Source organism: Rhodococcus sp. NPDC003322, assembly GCF_053589555.1.
On the sequence record NZ_JBSFSC010000002.1, the window covers coordinates 183,695 to 200,211 of the forward strand.

Consider the following 16,517-nt stretch of genomic DNA (forward strand, 5'->3'; position numbering starts at 1 on the left):
TCGGGGATGTTGTGCCACATTGGTTGGGTGTAGCAAGTACCAATCAGGCATGACAATCCGAAAGCGGTGAATTCTGTTGAGTGGTCGAGTATCCGGCAAAGTCGCGCTGATCACCGGGGCGGCTCGTGGACAGGGGCGGGCCGAGGCGGTCCGGTTGGCGGACGAGGGCGCCGACGTCATCGTCGTGGACGTGTGCGCGCCTCTGCCGAGCGTGGCATACGACTCTGCGACACCGGAGGATCTGCAGGAGACGGTGCGACTGGTGGAGAAGACCGGCAGCCGTGTTGTGTCCGGGATCGTCGATGTCCGTGATCTCGAGAAGCTGCGGGGCATCGTCGATTCCGCCGTCGCGGAGCTGGGCCGGCTGGACGTCGTGGTGGCCAATGCCGGTATCTGCGTGCCGAAGCCGTGGGACCAGGTCACCCCGAAGATCTACGAGGACACGATCAGCACCAACGTCACCGGCGTGTGGAACACCGTGATGGTCGGCGCGCCGCACCTGGTGCAGGCCGGCGGCGGCTCGATCATCCTGATCAGCTCGGCGGCGGGGCTGAAGGTACAGCCGTTCATGGTGCCGTACACGACCAGCAAGTTCGCGGTCCGCGGGATGGCGAAGGCGTTCGCTGCCGAGTTGGCGCGGCACAGCATCCGGGTCAACAGCGTGCACCCGACCGGGGTCAACACCCCGATGGGCAGCGGCGACATGCAGGAGCAGATCCACGGCGCGATCGCCGGGGACGAGCGACTCGGCGCGATGATGATGAACATGCTGCCGGTCGACATCACCGAACCGGAGGACATCGCCGACACCGTGCTGTTCCTGGCGTCGGACGAGTCGAAGTACATCACCGCCCACGAGATCGCCCCGGACGCCGGTATCACCGAGTTCTGATCCCACATCACCACGTCCCCCCATGACCGAAGGGCACCTTCACACGGTCGGACCGCGTGAAGGTGCCCTTCAGCCATGAGATCGGGTCAGTACAGGCCGCCGTCGAGCCGGATGAACGAGTTCGTCGTGTAGCTCGATGCGGGGCTCGCCAGGTACAGCGCCGTGGTGACGATCTCCTCCGGGTTCCCGGGACGTCCGGCGGCGCTGCGCAGCGACTTCTTCGCGTCGGTGCTCCACGCCTTGGCGATGTCGGTCAGGAACGGTCCCGCCGAGATCGTGTTGACGCGGACGGCCGGCCCGAATTCCCGCGCGAACACGCCGGTGAGCGCGTTGAGAGCCGCCTTCGCCCCCGCGTAGGGCCCGAACGCGGGTGCGGGGAAGATGGCGCCGGACGAGGAGATGTTGATGATCGTTCCGCCGTCGCCGTCCGCCATCCGCTGACCGACCAGCGAACCCAGACGGAACGGGCCCTTGAAGTTCACCGCAACGACCTTGTCGAACAGCTCTTCCGAGGTCTGCGCCGACGACGGCGCCAGCGGCGACAGCCCGGCGTTGTTGACCAGGATGTCGATCACCCCGAAGTGTTCGTAGCTGGCCGCGACCAACTCGTCGATGTCCTGCCACCTGCCGACATGGCAGGCGACAGGTAGTGCCCTGCGGCCCAGCGCCTCCACCTCCCGTGCCACCTGTTCGCACGACTCGATCTTGCGGCTGCAGACGACCACGTCGGCTCCCGCCCGCGCGAAGGCCAACACCATCTCCCGGCCCAGCCCGCGGCTGCCACCGGTGACCAGCGCCACCTTGCCCTCGAGGGAGAACAGCCGGCTCTGGTCGACGACCCCTGCGGGGTGCTCCGACCCGTTCCGTTCGGTCATCGGCCCGCTCCCGAAGAAATCTTGATCGTCACGCACTTGACCTGGCTGTAGTGATGCAATGCCTCCACACCCTTCTCTCGGCCGTAACCGCTGTTCTTCCAACCACCGAACGGGGTCTGCACCGATCCCGTGGACCAGGTGTTGACGAACACCTGGCCGACCCGCAGCCGATCGCTGACCCGCAGCGCGCGGGAGACGTCGGTCGTCCACACCCCGGCGACGAGCCCGTACTCGGAGTCCTCGGCGATCTCGACCGCCTCGTCCTCGGTGTCGAACGGGAGCACCACCACCACGGGACCGAAGATCTCCTCACGGGCGATCCGCGCCGAGTTGTCCACTCCGGTGTAAACGGTGGGATCGATGTAGTAGCCACCGGTTTCGGCGGCGAGTGTCGACACCGTTCCTCCGATCTCGGCGCGGGCCCCCTCGGCCTCGGCGATCTTGAAGTACTCCTGCACCCGGAGGAACTGGTCGTGGGTGATGAGGGGGCCGAGGTCACGGCCCACCTGCACCTGCGCGGTGCGCTCCACCAGGCGGGACACCACCTGCTCGTACACCTCGCGCTGCACCAGGAGCCGGGTGCCGTTGGAGCACACCTGCCCGGTGTTGGCGGTGAACCCCTGGAGCGCGCCGGTGACCGCGGCGTCGAGATCGGCGTCGGCGAAGACGATGTTCGCGGACTTGCCGCCCAGTTCGAGTGTCAGCGGGATGATCCGCTCGGCGGCGATCCGGCCGATCACCCGTCCGGTGCCGACGGAACCGGTGAACGCGACCTTCGCGACATCGGGATGCCCGACCAGTGCGGCTCCGGCACCCGCCCCGGTCCCGAGCACCACGTTCAGCACGCCGTCCGGGAAGCCGGCCTCCGACGCGAGCCGGGCCAGCCGCACGGTGGTGGCCGAGGTGAACTCGGACGGCTTCACCACCACGGTGTTGCCCGCGGCCAGGGCCGGTGCGCACGCCCGGGCGGCCTGATTCAACGGGACGTTCCACGGGGTGACGACACCGACCACACCGAACGGCTCACGCCGGGTGTAGACGTGCTGGTCCGCTGCGACGTCCAGGGTCTCCCCCGCCGGCATCGCGACGAGACCGCCGTAGAACTCGAAATACGCTGCAGATGTCTCGATCTCACCGATGGCAACCTTCTCGGGTTTGCCGGTCTCGCTGACCTCGAGCGCCGCGAGGGCGGGCAGCTCGTCCCTCATCCGCCGCGCCAGATCGGTCAGCAGGCGCCCCCGCGTGAGCGCGGGAATCTGCCGCCAGGCCGGCAGCGCCGCGGTCGCGGATCGCACCGCGGCGTCCACGACGGCGGCGTCGCCCGAAGCGAGCTGCCGGACGGTGTTCCCGGTGGCCGGGTCTGTGACGGGCAGGTAGGCGCCGGTCACCGGCGCCGTGGCGGTCCCGCCTATCCAGTGATCGAGTGTGTCCATCGCGTGTATCCCACTTTCAGGCGGTGTGTTCGTCCCGGAACTGTTGGTACGGCGAGAGCTGGGCCCGTCGCTCGTGCAGGAAGTCGTGCGGATAGCCGAGCCTGATGCGTGTCGCCTTGTCCAGCCTCTCGACCTGGTGATCCTCGAGGGCGACGCCCACCACGCCGAGGTTGTCGCGGAGTTGGGCGACCGTCCGCGCTCCGATCAACGGCATCACGCCCTGCCTGCGCACCCAGGCGAGCGCGACCTGAGCCGGGGTGGCCCCCGTCTCGGCCGCGATCTCGGCGACGGCCTCCACCGCTCGGTGGCCGGCAGGACCGAGCCGGTCGAGCCCGCGCCCCTTGCCGACCAGCAGCCCCCGCGCAAGTGGGCTCCACGCGTACGTGGCGAGGCCGAGTTCACGGGCCATCGGCAGGAATTCCCGGTCGGCGGTACGGGCGAGCAACGAGTACTCGACCTGCATGGCACAGAACGCATTCCAGCCGCGCAGCTCGGCGATGGCCGTCGACCGCGAGACGACCCAGGCCGGGGTGTTGGTCACCCCGATGGCGAGCACCTTGCCGCTGCGCACCAGATCGTCGAGTGCCCGCAACGTCTCCTCGACCGGGGTCCCCCGGTCCCAGGCGTGCACCCACAGCAGGTCCACGTAGTCGGTCCCCAGCCGGCGCAGACTGGTTTCGACGCTGCGCCGCAGGCTCTTGCGGTGGTTGCCTCCGGAGTTCGGGTCGCCGGCGTCGGTGGGCAGGGTGTACTTGGTGCTGAGCACGACCCCCTCGCGTTCGGCGGCGACGAGGCGCCCGAGGATCTCCTCGCTCGCACCGTTGGTGTAGTTGTTGGCGGTGTCGACGAAGTTGCCGCCGGCCTCCCGATAGGCGCGGTAGATCTGGCCGCTGGTGTCCTCGTCCGCCCCGAATCCCCACTCGGTGCCGAAGGTCATGGCGCCCAGACACAGTTCGCTGACCCGGATGCCGGATCGGCCGAGCACCCTCAGCGGCATGGATGACTGTTCAGGCATCGTCGTCCACCACCCAGTTCACGAACCGGTGCAGCGGGTACATGCCGTCGTGCGGGCTGCCCATGCTGCCGGTCATCGCGCTGCCGAGCTTGACGACGCGTTGCACGCCCGCGGTCGCGAGCGCGTCCCGGACCTCGGCCTTGCGATGCGTGGGATAGACGCCGACCGTCTGGGTCGCCACGGTCGCGTAGGACGCCGCATTGCTCATCTCGGCGACGGGAATCACGTTGACCGTCTTGTTGGTCGGATGGAAGTCGACCATCTCCGGCGACCGCACGACCAGACCGCGACCGTCGTAGCCGCCCCAGATCCGGTAGTCGGGTTCGAGGAAACGCATTCCGTCGACCGCCTCGCGAATGTCACTGGGTGGCTTCGGCCCGACAGCCGAGGTGAAGGCTCGATCGACCCCGAGTCGCTCATGGAGCAGCGCGCAGAAGCGGTCGACCTGCTCGATGTCGCCCTCGACGCAGATGTGCCGGGCGGCCAGGCAGGCGTCCTGGTTGAAGATCGTGGCGTCGGCAGCGGCGAGTTCGGCGACCTTGCGCAGCGTGTCCTCGGACTCGAAGGCTTCCCTGCCGACGATCGACATCGAGACCTTCGGGTCGAACGAGATCAGCTGGAATCCCGGTCCGACGTACTTCGCCGCGTTCTCGATGGCGGCCCCACCGCCCCAGGCGACCAGCTTGTCGAAGTACTGGGAGCGGTACAGCACGTTCTCGACCTTGGCGTCGCCGCCGCGCCAGTACACGGCCGACATGGACCGGAGCACCGGATGATCGGGGGCTATGTCGGCCATCGTGCGCAGCACCGCGACGGTGGTGAACGGGTCCGCCGACGGCATCTTGAAGACGTTGACGGCCTTGACGAGTGCGGCGTCGGCGATCGAGGTCATCGCCGCGCTCGGAGAGTTGCCGGCCATCATGTGCACCAGCCGCGGCGGGAACGCCCGGACGCGGCTGACGTTGCCGTTCGGATCGGTCCGCTCCACCCAGCCGTCCAGCAGGTTGATGTCGCCGAAGGTCCGCTCGAGCCGGTACTCGAGTGCCTGCCTGGTCAGGAACTGTCCCGGTCGGGCGAAGGTGTTCTCGATGATGCGGCGCGGCAGCGCGCTCACCTGAAGCGTCATCTCCAGCGACTCCTGGAGATACTCGTTCTTCTCGAGGGTGAGATGCTGTGCGGTCTCGACGAGGAAGTCGATGATCTCGGAGATGGGAACGTCGAACGCGGGGCCGGGCTGCGTGCGGGGAACGAAGAGATCACCGAGTTCGAGTCGTGGCGTGACGAACGGAACGCCGAAGTCCCGTGAGAGGTACTCGCTGTCCTCGCCCCAGACCAGCTTTCCGCGGACGAAGTGGGGAACCCGGATCTTGGTAGCTGTTGCAGTCATGATCGCCTCAGTCCTCGATGAATCCGCGGACGTAGGCGTCCATGGTTCCGGCGCAGGTGATCTTGTCGTCGTCGGCGAGATCGGAGTACCGGACGATGTCGGGCAGGACGGTGTCGCCGGTCCGCCCGCACGGGCAGGCACCCGTGTCGACGGTGATCCGGTCGCCGGAGATCGTGCCGCCCCAGCGGCCGTCGACCGTTGTGTCGAAGAACGCGGCGCGGCCCTGGATCAGGCCCTCGACCTCCGGGGCCAGCGATTCGCCCTCCTTGTCGAGAACGAACAACGCGATCGTGTCGGGTACGTGGTAGCGGCCCTCCACACACTTGGGCAGCCGAACGTTCAACTCCTGCATGGAGTAGTAGTGCAGGAACCGCTCCGGCGTGATGTTCAGCAGGCGGAAGATCTGTTGCTGGTAGTCGGCAGGCAGCGAGGTTCCCTTCAGGCCCCCACCGGTGGTCAGCGCGTTCGTGCCGGTGATGTCGCCTTCCGCCGCCCCCATCTCCTCGAGGATCTCGCAGAGCCGGAACAACTGCGGGAACTGGGAACTGAAGAAAATCTTCTCGGTGCGGTGAGCGAGGATCTGCTCGGCGTAATGATGCAGCCGCCGTTCCTGTTCCGCGGCGCGCTCTGCCGCCTCCGCCTCGAACGCGGCGAGTTCGTCCGGCGCCGCCGTGCCGTCCGCCATCGCGCGCCGCATCGCGGACATCCGGGCCATGTACCGGTGAAATCCGGCAGGCGGAGTGCCCTCGAAGAGGGGGAGGGCACCAGGTCCGGTGTAGGAATCGACGATGAGGTCTCGCACCGCGACGTGCTGGCTCTGGCCGGTGTCCGGTCCGACGGGGATGACGTGCCAGGTCGGCTCGGGCGGCAACCCCAGCTCGGTCATGCAGTCGAGGAGGTTCTGCAGGTTTGCGTCGCGGTCCCGCTGGGACTTGTTGAGGAACGACCCCTTGCCGCTGGTGCCGCTCGAGCTCGACACCAGGTGACCGGAATCCTCGAGGGTGGCGATCCAGCCGTCGACATCCTCGACTGCCGACACGTCCACATCGCTGACGCGGTGCGCGGACAGCGAATCGATCCACCGATTCATCTGCGCCCATTGCCCTTTGGCAATGAGCGATTCCGGGTAGCTCTTGTAGGTGGTGTGCGGGAAGAGCAACGGGATCATGTCCTCACGGGACCGGATCTCCGTGATCCCCTCCGCATCGGCGCGCTGCGCCAGGACGGGAACCCGCGTTCGCCATTCCTGAAATCGCCGGTCCAGTATCTCGATGACGTCCGATCGCCCGTTGGTCCGTGCCGCCGCTGTCGTTCCTGACATCGTGCCTCCGCTCGTGGTGGGGGGTTCGCGCGAATTAACCATACCCATGGGTCAAGTTTTATGTCCATGGTCACTTCGGCACGAATCAGCGCAACTGCGGCAGAATCGACGCCCATGACAGCCGACGAACCCGAACGCAACCGCGGTGGACGGCCCACCCGCGAGCAGGCGACGCAGCTGGATCGCCGGATCCGGGAATGCGCCCTCGAGACCCTGCTCGAGCACGGCTACGAGGGCACCTCGATGAAGGCGATCGCGGAGGCGGCCGGAACTACCAAACCCTCTCTGTACAACCGGTTTCCGACGAAGGAGGCGCTGTTCCTCGCGGTGCTCGGCTGGGCCGTTGGCCGATCCGACTGGCCGGTTCCCGAGCCCCCCGAACCCGACCTCGACGACCTGGAGGGCGCGTTGGTCGCCATCGCCGACGCTGCGCTGAGCCGCGCCCTGCACCCGTCGATGATCCGGCTGGAACAGATCGCGATCGGGCACGCCTCGGCCTATCCGGAACTCGCCCGCGACACCCACGGCACCGGGTTCTGGCCGCGCCGGCGACTCGTCGCGGAGCTGCTCGCCCGGCACGCCGCCACCGGCGCCATCATCGCCGAGGATCCTGACGAGCTGGCCGAACTGTTCCTCGGCCTGGTCTCCGGGACCCCGGCCCGGCTGGCCGCCTTCGGGATCGTCCGTGACGCTGCGAGCCAGAAGCGGCATACCCGGGCGGCAGTGCAGCTCTTCCTTCGCAGCCTGCATCCCTAGCCGACACGGTACCGGTCGCGCACGTGCCGCTTGTGCAGCTTCCCGCTCGGGTCGCGGGGGAGCTCGTCGACGAAGTCCACCGCGCGCGGACACTTGTAGTGCGCCAGTTCGGCGCGGCACCAGTCGATCAGCTCCGCCGCGAGAGCGGGTCCGACCGCGGCAGGGTCGACCGGTTGCACCACTGCACGCACGGCCTCCCCCATCTCGTCGTCGGGGACCCCGACGACCGCCACGTCCGCCACGGCCGGATGTCCGACGAGGACGTTCTCCGCCTCCTGCGGGTAGATGTTCACTCCCCCGGAGATGATGGTGAAGCTCTGCCGGTCGGTGAGGTACAGGTAGCCGTCGGAGTCCAGGTAGCCCACGTCGCCCAGCGTGCGCCAGCCTCTGTCGTTGGTGACGGACGCCGTCTTGGCGGGGTCGTTGTGGTATTCGAACGGTCGGCCACCCGCGAAGTAGACGGCGCCGATCGCACCCGGCGGAAGTTCCGTTCCGTCGTCACCGACGATGTGGCATTCTTCCGTCGGCCGGCCCACCGATCCGGGATGGTCGAGCCACTCCTCGGGCGTGATGTAGGTGGTGCCGACATCCTCGGTGCCCGAGTAGTACTCGTGGATGATCGGGCCCCACCAGTCGAGCATCTGCCGCTTGACGGTGACGGGGCACGGGGCCGCCGAGTGCACGGCCTGCCGCAGGCTCGACAGGTCGTACCCTTCGCGTTCGGCGGGAGGCAGACGCAACATCCGCACGAACATCGTCGGGACGAACTGGGCGTTCGTGACGCGATGTCTCTCGATGAGGTCGAGGCAGTGCCGAGCGTCGAAGCGCTCCATCACGATCACGGTCGCACCCAGCCGCTGCCAGGACATCGAGAACACCAGCGGTGCACCGTGATACAGAGGCGCGGGCGAGAGGTACACCGCACCGACCGTGTCACCGGTGGCGAGCAGACCCTGCGCGATCTGCACCGGAGCCGATCCCGGGTCCCCGAAGAACGTCCCCTGGAGTTGTTTGCGAACCCCCTTGGGCCGCCCGGTCGTGCCCGACGAGTACAGCATCTCCCGGCCCTCGCGCTCGTCGCCGAGGGGCCCCGGCGACTGCACGGCGAGCAGATCTCCGTAGCGTTCGAATCCGGGGAGGTCACCGGCAGCGGACACCCGGACCCGCATCCGCGTGAGGTCCAAACCGGAGACCACGGCGGACACGGACTCGCTCGCCACCAGCGCCACCGCCCCGCAGTCGTCGAGGATGTACTGCACCTCCGCCGACTGCAGGTGCCGGTTCACCGCGGTGTAGTAGAGGCCGGATCGCTGAGCGGCCCATGCGATTTCCAGGTAAGCGCGATTGTTCTCCATCAGGATCGCGATGTGATCGCCGGGAAGGAGCCCTCGTGCCCGCAGTACCCGCGCGAATGCGACGGACCGCTGCTCGAGCTGCCGGTAGGTCACCACCTCGCCGCTGCCGGCCATCACGATCGCCGGATGGTCCGGCGTCCGGGCAGCATGCCAGGTCGGCGTCATCGGGTTCGGCGTCATGTGGTCGGGCGTCATCGGGCATCACTCCTGGTAGTTCCGGACCGTGCGGTGTCGCCCTGTCCCGCTGCGGCCGCACGCAGGCAGAAGGCGGCAATTCGGTCAATATCCGCTTCAGTCGGTTGACGGCCACCCCAGAGGTAGTCGGCGAGCTTGCCGACCGCTGCATGGGCCGCGAGCGAGGCATCGAACTCCGGATCCGGACTGCCCAGTTCGGCCAAAGGTGCATTCAGCAGTGCGGCCAGAGGCCCAGCCGCGGACGGCGGGCCACCGATGGCGTCAGCGGACAGGGTGCCGGCATTCCAGAGCACCGCCCGGGTGGTGGTGGCGGCGTCTTCGGCGCACTGGGACAGCACGCCCTCGACCCAGCGCCGAACCTGCCCTTCCGGCGTGGGCTCCTTCGCCATCTGGTGACCGACATAGGCGGTCAACCGCTCGGTCCCGTCTTCCAGGATCGCCGCCACCAAGGCATCTTTCGACTTGAAGTGCCGGTAGAAGGCGTCGTTCGACAGGCCGGCCGCCGCCACGATGTCGGAGACGCGTGGCCGCGAGTCCGTTCCGCAGTTGCGCATCACCTCCAGTGCCGCGTCGAGCAGCCTGCGCACCTCACCGGCATAGCTCGCCTCACGTTTTGCCAGTGCCCTCTGGGCGATTCGGCTGGCGAAGTCGTCCATGCCCTACCTACCGACCCGATCGCGGACGGTGATCGGCGAGCCGGCGCGCCGAGACGTGGAGAAGGTTGTCTGCCATCGGTGTTCCCTTCGTGCGGTTGTGTCAGACGGACTTCGGATCGGACCAGCACCGCTCCAGTCCCGACCGAGCGGCCCTGGTGACGAGTTCGACCCGAAAGCCCTTTGCGCTACGGAGAAATGCAAAGAACGGCATGCCGTCGGGCCCGGTACGCGTCGCCTCTGGGACGTATCCCGCCGCGGCCAACTCCGCCGCGTCGGCCGCAACGTCGTCCGACCAGTACCCGAGGTGGTTCATTGAGCACTTCCCAAATCCAGCTCAGAATTGCATTCTTGGTGACGAGAAGCATATTCTCACGATAGAGAAGGAGGCGCAATGGCATGGGATTTCGAGACCGACCCCGAGTTCCAGGCGAAGCTGGACTGGGCTGATGCGTTCGTTCGAGAGGAGGTGGAACCCCTCGACCTGGTGTGGGAACACGAGCAGTTCGCGCCCTTGGACGGCGCCCGCCGCAAGGTGATCGACCCGCTCAAACAGGAGGTACGAAAGCAGGGCCTGTGGGCGACGCACCTCGGCCCCGACCTCGGGGGCCAGGGCTACGGTCAGTTGAAACTGGCACTGCTCAACGAGATTCTGGGGCGGTCGCAGTGGGCCCCGATCGTGTTCGGCTGCCAGGCCCCGGACACCGGCAACGCGGAGATCATCGCCCACTACGGCACCGAGGAACAGAAGCGGCGCTACCTGCAGCCGCTGCTCGACGGCGAGATGTTCTCCACCTATTCGATGACCGAACCGCAGGCCGGAGCCGATCCGGCCCAGTTCGAGACGCGGGCCGTCCGCGATGGTGACGACTGGGTCCTGGGCGGGTGGAAGTACTTCTCCTCCAACGCTCGTACCGCGTCGTTCCTGATCGTGATGGCGGTGACCGACCCCGACGCCGACACCTACAACAAGATGTCGATGTTCCTGGTCCCGGCGGACACCCCCGGCATCGAGATCGTCCGCAACGTCGGCCTCGCCGGGGAGCCCATGAACGAGGGTTCGCACGCCCTCATCCACTACCGGGACGTGCGGGTGCCGGCCGACGCCCTTCTCGGCGGCGAGGGCCAGGCGTTCGCCATCGCCCAGACCAGGCTCGGAGGCGGCCGGATTCATCACGCCATGCGGACGATCGGGCTGGCCCAGAAGGCGCTGGACATGATGTGCGAGCGGGCGCTGAGCCGCACCACCGCAGGAAGCAAGCTCGCCGACAAGCAGTTCGTCCAGGGCTACATCGCCGAGTCCTACGCGCAGCTCACGCAGTTCCGGCTCTTCGTCCTGCACACCGCGTGGAAGATCGACAAGTACAACGACTACAAGAAGGTCCGCAAGGACATCGCCACCGCCAAGATCGTCATGCCGACCGTGCTGCACGACATCGCCTGGCGCGCAATGCAGGTGCACGGGGCGCTCGGCGTGACCAACGAGATGCCGTTCTTCCGCATGATCAACGGTGCGGCCGTGATGGGTCTCGCCGACGGGCCGACGGAGGTCCACAAGGTCACCGTCGCCAAGCAGGTCCTGCGCGACCACCGGCCCAGTGACGACATCTGGCCGACCGAATGGATCCCCCGCAAGCAGGCCGCGGCGCGGGAGAAGTACGCCGAGTTCCTCGAAAACGAAGTGGGTGACCTGTGATCGACACCGAACGCCTCGCCACCTGGATGGACGGTATGGGCCTGCCCGGCAAGGGCGCCCCGCTCGAAGCCCGATTCCTCTCCGGCGGAACGCAGAACGAGATCTACGAGATCATCCGCGACGACGAAAGCGTCGTCATCCGGATCCCGCCTCCCCACGCACCGGCCAACCGGGACGAGGGCATCCTGCGCGAGTGGCGGATCATCCAGGCCCTCGACGGAACCGACGTGCCGCACACCAGGGCGATCGCCGCCTGCGAGGACACGTCGGTCCTCGGCCGTCCGTTCTACCTGATGGGTTTCATCGACGGGTGGTCGCCGATGGACCACAAGAAGTGGACGGAGCCGTTCACCTCCGATCTCGAGGCCCGCGCCGGGCTCGCCTATCAGCTTGCGGAGGGCATCGCGCTGCTGTCGAAGGTGGATTGGAAGGCGAAGGGTCTGCACGACCTCGGCCGCCCGGACGGGTTCCACGAACGCCAGGTGGACCGCTGGACAACGTTTTTCGAGCGCATCAAGGGCCGCGATCTCGACGGCATGGACGTCGCCACGAACTGGCTGCGCGCGCACCGGCCACTCGACTTCGTCCCAGGGCTCATGCATGGCGACTACCAGTTCGCCAACGTGATGTTCAAGGACGGTGCTCCCGCGCGGCTGGCCGCCATCGTCGACTGGGAGATGGGCACGGTGGGCGATCCGAAGCTCGACCTCGCCTGGATGCTGCAGGGGTGGCCCGAGGACACGAACGCCCCGGAGGCATCCGAGTCCAGTTACGTCGACCTGCGGGGCATGCCGTCGCGCGAACAGGTGGTCGCCCACTACGCCGAGGTGTCGGGTCGTCAGGTCGACGACCTCGACTACTACCTGGTGCTCGCGCAGTGGAAGCTCGCTATCGTGCTGGAACAGGGCTTCCAGCGCGCCGGCGACGACTTCAAGTTGCAGTCGTTCGGCCCGATCGTGCCCGAGTTGATGCGGTCCGCCGCGGAGCTCGCCGAGTCCACCGGGTACCGCTCATGATCGCCGAAGGCTTGGCGATCGAGCGCCGGGGACCGGTCTTGATCGTGCGCCTCGACCGCCCCGAGTCACGAAACGCACTGACCGGAGCCATGATCCGCGGCATCGGTGCCGCCGTCCTCGAGGCGGAATCGGATCCGCAGATCCGTGCCATCGTCCTCACCGGCACCGGCGACCGGGCGTTCTGCTCGGGAATGGATCTGCGTGCCTTCGCCGACGGCGAGGACGTCGGGTACGGCACCGACGAGGCCACCGCGGCCTACCTCCGGCTCGGCCGGGGCGAGGTGCCGATCCCCGTCGTCGGCGCGGCGAACGGGACGGCGATCGGTGGCGGACTCGAGTTGCTGCTCGGCTGCGACATCATCGTGGCCTCCTCGGCCGCGATGTTCGGGTTCCCCGAGGTGAAGCGGGGCCTGTTCCCCGGCGGTGGCGGCACGTTCATCGGCACTCGGATCCCGCTGGGCGCTGCACTGGAGCTGACGCTGACCGGCGACACCGTCACCGCCGAGCGTTGCTACGCGCTCGGCCTGATCAATGCCGTCGTGGACCCGGACGCGGTGCTCGACACCGCGCTGGACTACGCCGATCGAATCGCCGCGAACGCCCCCCTCGGCCTGGCCGCGTGCAAGGAACTCGCCCGCCTCTCGGTCGCCCAGCCTGCCCGCGCCGACGAGCGGCTGAGCGAGTGGCAGGCGGTGGTGTTCTCGAGTCAGGACGCCATGGAAGGCGCCGCGGCGTTCATCGAGAAGCGGCCACCCGCGTGGACCGGCAGGTGAGCTGACGTGCGTGCGGTCGTCTGCCCGTCGTACGGGCCGCCGGAGGTCGTCCGCGTCGAGGACCGCCCCGTGCCCGCACCCGGCCCCGGCCAGGTGCGGGTGCGGGTGCGGGCCGCGGCCGTCAACTTCCCCGACGTGTTGCTGATCGCCGATCGGTATCAGATCAGCGTTCCTCCCCCGTTCGTGCCCGGCAGCGAGTTCGCCGGGGTGGTCGAGGAGGTCGCCGCCGACGTCGACGCCGTCGCGGTCGGCGACCCGGTGACGTTCACCGGTCTGGTCGGTGCCTTCGCCGAGGCGGTCGTGGCCGACGCGTCCAGGCTGTCCCCGGTCCCGGTCGGCGTCGACCTGCGCACCGCGGCGGCGTTCGGCGTCGCGTTCCGCACCGCCCACCACACACTGCGGTCGGTGGCACGGGTCCGGGCCGGCGACGAGCTGATCGTGCTCGGGGCGGGTGGGGGTGTCGGGCTCGCCGCGGTGCAACTCGGGGTTGCCCTCGGCGCCTCGGTGACGGCGGTGGCCTCCTCCCCCGACAAGCTGGACGTGGCGGCGTCCTACGGGGCGCGGCACCTGGTCAACCATCGCGACGGCGATCTGCGGGCGGGTCTGCGCCGCGCCCTGCCCGACGGCGCGGACGCCGTGATCGATCCGGTGGGAGGCGACCTCTCCGAGCCCGCGTTGCGCACGCTGCGGCGGGGCGGACGGTTCGTCACCGTCGGCTACGCGTCCGGCGTCATTCCCCGGGTCCCGCTCAACCTGGTTCTCGTCAAGGGCGTACACATCCTCGGCTTCCAGTTCCAGGACGTTCCGCCGAACGAGTTCCGCCGCAACGAACTCGAGCTGACCGAGCTGCTCCGCACCGGGCGAGTCGTCCCGCACATCGGCGCCGTGTTCCCTCTGGACGCCGCCGCCGACGCGCTGCGGCAGGTCGCGGACGGCCGCGCGATCGGGAAGGTTCTGCTCGACGTCACGCCCTGAAACGGACAACTCACGCTGTACCCCAATGGATTACGACCAAACAAGGAGATCCACCTGTGCAGGGACTGAAGGACAAGGTCGTGCTCGTGGCGGGGGCCGCCACCGGACTCGGCGCGGATTCCGCTCGCCGGCTGGCACGCGAAGGCGCGAAGGTGGTGGTCGGCGATCTGGACGGGGACGGGGCCGCACGCACCGCGGCCTCCATCGCCGACGAGGGTGGCGAGGCGCTGGCCGCACAGTTCGACATCTCCGACGACGACTCGGTTCGGGACCTCGTCTCCACGGTGGTGACGGAACACGGCGGGTTGGATGCGGTCCACGTCAACGCCGGGGACATGGGGGCGGTGCGCCACGACACCAATGTCGTCGACATCGACCTCGAGATCTGGGATCGGACGGTGGCGGTCAATCTGCGCGGGCACATGCTCGTGACCCGGCACGCCGTTCCCCGGCTTCTCGAGCGTGGCGGCGGCGCGATCGTGTACACGTCGTCGATCGCCTCGTTCAACGGCGAACCGGACCGGCCGGCATACGCCGCCACCAAAGCCGGGATCAACACCCTGGCCCGCCACGTCGCATCGAGGTGGGGCCGGGACGGGATCCGGGCGAACGCCGTCACTCCGGGCCTCATCCTCACCCCGGAGATCGAACAGGGACTGCCGTCGGACACCAAGCAGCGCATGCTTTCCCGCACCCGGAGCCCGCGTCTGGGCCGGCCCGCCGACGTCTCCGGAATGGTCGCCTACCTCGTCTCCGACGACGGATCGTGGATCAACGGTCAGGTCGTCAACGTCGACGGCGGCACCGTCCTGCGCTGACACCACCTTCGGGCCACCGCCCGACCGGCCACTCGTTCGGAGGCGCCCCGACAGGGTCGCCTCCGAACAAGGCCTCAGCGACCGCTCACCGGCCAGAAGTCCGGGCGGGCCGCGAGCGGGAAGGACTTCTCCGCTCCCGATCCGTCCCGCGCGGAAGCTCCGTCAGCTCGCCGAGACGAGGCGAAGTCCACCCGGCGGGCGCAGGCGATCGATGCGGAACGGTTCCGTGACGCCGACCGGACCGACCGCGGCGGCGGCCGCAGCGAGAGCCTGGGCCTTGAACATTCGGGCCGCACAGCTGAGCCGATGCTGCCCGGCGTCGAAGCGCTCGTCGAGTTCGGCCGGACAGGTCTCGCCCCACATCGTGACGTCCATGTCCCCCCGCTCGAGGGTGTCGAGGACACCCCGCCGGATCCGATCGTCGTTCCGGAAGAGATCCGCCGACACGGCAAGCGCCTGCGGGTACGGCCCATTCTGATCGGCGAGTGCGGAATCCAGATCCAGAGTGCGGGCCCCGAGGATCTCCAGCGGTCGAACATCGGGATGATCCGCGACGACAACGGTGACGTCCCACCCGGCGGTCACTCGATCGAACACCCAACCACCGGCGAGACGAACAACGTCGACCACGCTGGGGCCGACCATCACCAGTCGATGCCTCAGGCTGTGCCGGCGGGCATGAGCTGCCGTCTGAGCGACTGTATGTACTCCGCGAAGACCTCGTTCAGCGGTATCGAACGATCGAGCAGCCATAGCGTCTCCATTCCGTGTAAGAAGGCGATGATCTCCACCGCCTTGACGGCCGGGTCCACGTCGGTTCGATACCTTCCAGCGCGCTGACCGCGCCGGATTCCTGTTTCGACGGTGGCGACCGAGGCCCGGGATCTGTGGAGTAGGCGGTCGTGAAGGAACGCATCGGGTTCGAGGTTCTCGATGAGCAGAACCGTGAACAGGCCGACGAGGTCGGGCGACTCGTCGAACCGGCGCGGCACCCGCTCGAGTTGCTCGATGAGGTCACCGGTCCGGTCGACGCGAGCCATGTCGTCCGCGTCTCGGGTATCGGCCACCGCGTTCAGCAACTGCTCCTTCGACTCGAAATGGTGCAGCAGTCCCGCGGTGGTGACTCCCGCTTCCTTGGCGATCTGCGCGAGCGACGTGTTGCGCCACCCGTTCCGTACCAACAACCGCTGAGCCACGGACAGGATTCGCTGCTTCCGGTCCTCCCCCTTGGCGAGAAGCGCTGCATACGGCCGTTGCACGGGCGAGCTCTCCTTCATTCAAACCAACCTACTGAGCACACAGTAGGTTGGTTTCGCGGTTGTGACAAGGGTCATATTTCGGCGACAGTGTGACACAC

General features: G+C 68.0%; 16 protein-coding genes. 7 read left to right on the forward strand and 9 right to left on the reverse strand.

Translation table 11 applies throughout. The annotated features are described in order from the left end of the window. The first annotated feature begins 76 nt into the window (after positions 1 to 76). Positions 77 to 892, forward strand: a complete 816-nt coding sequence (locus ACWDUM_RS07260) for a mycofactocin-coupled SDR family oxidoreductase (RefSeq protein ID WP_450111896.1) — start codon at positions 77 to 79, stop codon at positions 890 to 892. 86 nt (positions 893 to 978) lie between these two features. On the opposite strand, the gene ACWDUM_RS07265 is transcribed toward ACWDUM_RS07260, so the two are convergent. Genes ACWDUM_RS07265 through ACWDUM_RS07285 form a run of 5 tightly spaced genes read right to left on the reverse strand, consistent with a single transcriptional unit; the run spans position 979 to position 6,923 of the window. Then, a complete protein-coding gene (locus ACWDUM_RS07265; RefSeq protein WP_450111895.1) occupies positions 979 to 1,767 on the reverse strand; it encodes an SDR family NAD(P)-dependent oxidoreductase in 789 nt (262 codons plus the stop codon). Next, the gene (locus tag ACWDUM_RS07270) at positions 1,764 to 3,200 is read right to left on the reverse strand and encodes an aldehyde dehydrogenase family protein (protein WP_450133444.1); all 1,437 of its coding nucleotides are present in this window, start codon (positions 3,198 to 3,200) and stop codon (positions 1,764 to 1,766) included. Before ACWDUM_RS07270 ends, ACWDUM_RS07265 begins: the two co-directional genes overlap by 4 nt. A 16-nt stretch (positions 3,201 to 3,216) precedes the next feature. Continuing rightward, a complete protein-coding gene (locus tag ACWDUM_RS07275; protein WP_450133445.1) occupies positions 3,217 to 4,215 on the reverse strand; it encodes an aldo/keto reductase in 999 nt (332 codons plus the stop codon). Continuing rightward, entirely contained in the window at positions 4,208 to 5,602 is a 1,395-nt protein-coding gene (locus tag ACWDUM_RS07280) for an acyl-CoA reductase (RefSeq protein WP_450133446.1), read from the reverse strand. The genes ACWDUM_RS07275 and ACWDUM_RS07280 overlap by 8 nt, the downstream gene beginning before the upstream one ends. Before the next feature lie 7 nt (positions 5,603 to 5,609). Next, positions 5,610 to 6,923, reverse strand: coding sequence for a hypothetical protein (locus ACWDUM_RS07285; RefSeq protein WP_450133447.1), 1,314 nt, complete (start codon positions 6,921 to 6,923; stop codon positions 5,610 to 5,612). Positions 6,924 to 7,037: 114 nt separating this feature from the next. Between ACWDUM_RS07285 and ACWDUM_RS07290 the strand changes: the two genes are divergently transcribed. Further along, complete coding sequence (locus ACWDUM_RS07290) at positions 7,038 to 7,679, forward strand: TetR/AcrR family transcriptional regulator (RefSeq protein WP_450133448.1); 642 nt, start codon at positions 7,038 to 7,040, stop codon at positions 7,677 to 7,679. Here the strand turns inward: ACWDUM_RS07290 and ACWDUM_RS07295 are convergent. Together ACWDUM_RS07295 and ACWDUM_RS07300 are read right to left on the reverse strand one after the other, a co-directional pair. After that, on the reverse strand, positions 7,676 to 9,199 hold the full coding sequence (locus ACWDUM_RS07295) for an acyl-CoA synthetase (protein ID WP_450134174.1): 1,524 nt from the start codon (positions 9,197 to 9,199) through the stop codon (positions 7,676 to 7,678). The two genes, ACWDUM_RS07290 and ACWDUM_RS07295, sit on opposite strands and share 4 nt — an antisense overlap. 26 nt (positions 9,200 to 9,225) lie before the next feature. Then, on the reverse strand, positions 9,226 to 9,885 hold the full coding sequence (locus ACWDUM_RS07300) for a TetR/AcrR family transcriptional regulator (RefSeq protein WP_450111889.1): 660 nt from the start codon (positions 9,883 to 9,885) through the stop codon (positions 9,226 to 9,228). Positions 9,886 to 10,276: 391 nt separating this feature from the next. Between ACWDUM_RS07300 and ACWDUM_RS07305 the strand changes: the two genes are divergently transcribed. The 5 genes from ACWDUM_RS07305 to ACWDUM_RS07325 are packed head-to-tail and all read left to right on the forward strand — an operon-like array spanning position 10,277 to position 15,160. Beyond that, a complete protein-coding gene (locus tag ACWDUM_RS07305; protein ID WP_450133449.1) occupies positions 10,277 to 11,578 on the forward strand; it encodes an acyl-CoA dehydrogenase family protein in 1,302 nt (433 codons plus the stop codon). A gap of 26 nt (positions 11,579 to 11,604) precedes the next feature. Continuing rightward, positions 11,605 to 12,594, forward strand: a complete 990-nt coding sequence (locus ACWDUM_RS07310; protein ID WP_450134175.1) for a phosphotransferase family protein — start codon at positions 11,605 to 11,607, stop codon at positions 12,592 to 12,594. After that, positions 12,591 to 13,367 (forward strand): enoyl-CoA hydratase/isomerase family protein, encoded by a 777-nt coding sequence (locus tag ACWDUM_RS07315; protein ID WP_450133450.1) that lies wholly within the window; start codon positions 12,591 to 12,593, stop codon positions 13,365 to 13,367. Before ACWDUM_RS07310 ends, ACWDUM_RS07315 begins: the two co-directional genes overlap by 4 nt. 6 nt (positions 13,368 to 13,373) lie before the next feature. Beyond that, positions 13,374 to 14,342, forward strand: coding sequence for an NADPH:quinone oxidoreductase family protein (locus ACWDUM_RS07320; protein WP_450133451.1), 969 nt, complete (start codon positions 13,374 to 13,376; stop codon positions 14,340 to 14,342). A gap of 56 nt (positions 14,343 to 14,398) precedes the next feature. After that, entirely contained in the window at positions 14,399 to 15,160 is a 762-nt protein-coding gene (locus ACWDUM_RS07325; protein ID WP_450133452.1) for an SDR family NAD(P)-dependent oxidoreductase, read from the forward strand. Between the two features lie 162 nt (positions 15,161 to 15,322). Here ACWDUM_RS07325 and ACWDUM_RS07330 read toward each other — a convergent pair whose 3' ends face one another. Both ACWDUM_RS07330 and ACWDUM_RS07335 read right to left on the reverse strand, forming a co-directional pair. After that, entirely contained in the window at positions 15,323 to 15,823 is a 501-nt protein-coding gene (locus tag ACWDUM_RS07330) for a hypothetical protein (RefSeq protein WP_450112044.1), read from the reverse strand. Beyond that, entirely contained in the window at positions 15,820 to 16,437 is a 618-nt protein-coding gene (locus ACWDUM_RS07335; protein ID WP_450111883.1) for a TetR/AcrR family transcriptional regulator, read from the reverse strand. Before ACWDUM_RS07335 ends, ACWDUM_RS07330 begins: the two co-directional genes overlap by 4 nt. Positions 16,438 to 16,517: the final 80 nt, after the last annotated feature.

Bases quoted from the DNA above. Each gene is read 5' to 3' on its own strand.
- ACWDUM_RS07265 (WP_450111895.1), bottom strand. From the start codon at position 1,767: ATGACCGAACGGAACGGGTCGGAGCACCCCGCAGGGGTCGTCGACCAG.
- ACWDUM_RS07270 (WP_450133444.1), bottom strand. From the start codon at position 3,200: ATGGACACACTCGATCACTGGATAGGCGGGACCGCCACGGCGCCGGTG.
- ACWDUM_RS07275 (WP_450133445.1), bottom strand. From the start codon at position 4,215: ATGCCTGAACAGTCATCCATGCCGCTGAGGGTGCTCGGCCGATCCGGC.
- ACWDUM_RS07280 (WP_450133446.1), bottom strand. From the start codon at position 5,602: ATGACTGCAACAGCTACCAAGATCCGGGTTCCCCACTTCGTCCGCGGA.
- ACWDUM_RS07285 (WP_450133447.1), bottom strand. From the start codon at position 6,923: ATGTCAGGAACGACAGCGGCGGCACGGACCAACGGGCGATCGGACGTC.
- ACWDUM_RS07290 (WP_450133448.1), top strand. From the start codon at position 7,038: ATGACAGCCGACGAACCCGAACGCAACCGCGGTGGACGGCCCACCCGC.
- ACWDUM_RS07295 (WP_450134174.1), bottom strand. From the start codon at position 9,199: ATGACGCCGACCTGGCATGCTGCCCGGACGCCGGACCATCCGGCGATC.
- ACWDUM_RS07300 (WP_450111889.1), bottom strand. From the start codon at position 9,885: ATGGACGACTTCGCCAGCCGAATCGCCCAGAGGGCACTGGCAAAACGT.
- ACWDUM_RS07305 (WP_450133449.1), top strand. From the start codon at position 10,277: ATGGCATGGGATTTCGAGACCGACCCCGAGTTCCAGGCGAAGCTGGAC.
- ACWDUM_RS07310 (WP_450134175.1), top strand. From the start codon at position 11,605: ATGGACGGTATGGGCCTGCCCGGCAAGGGCGCCCCGCTCGAAGCCCGA.
- ACWDUM_RS07315 (WP_450133450.1), top strand. From the start codon at position 12,591: ATGATCGCCGAAGGCTTGGCGATCGAGCGCCGGGGACCGGTCTTGATC.
- ACWDUM_RS07335 (WP_450111883.1), bottom strand. From the start codon at position 16,437: ATGAAGGAGAGCTCGCCCGTGCAACGGCCGTATGCAGCGCTTCTCGCC.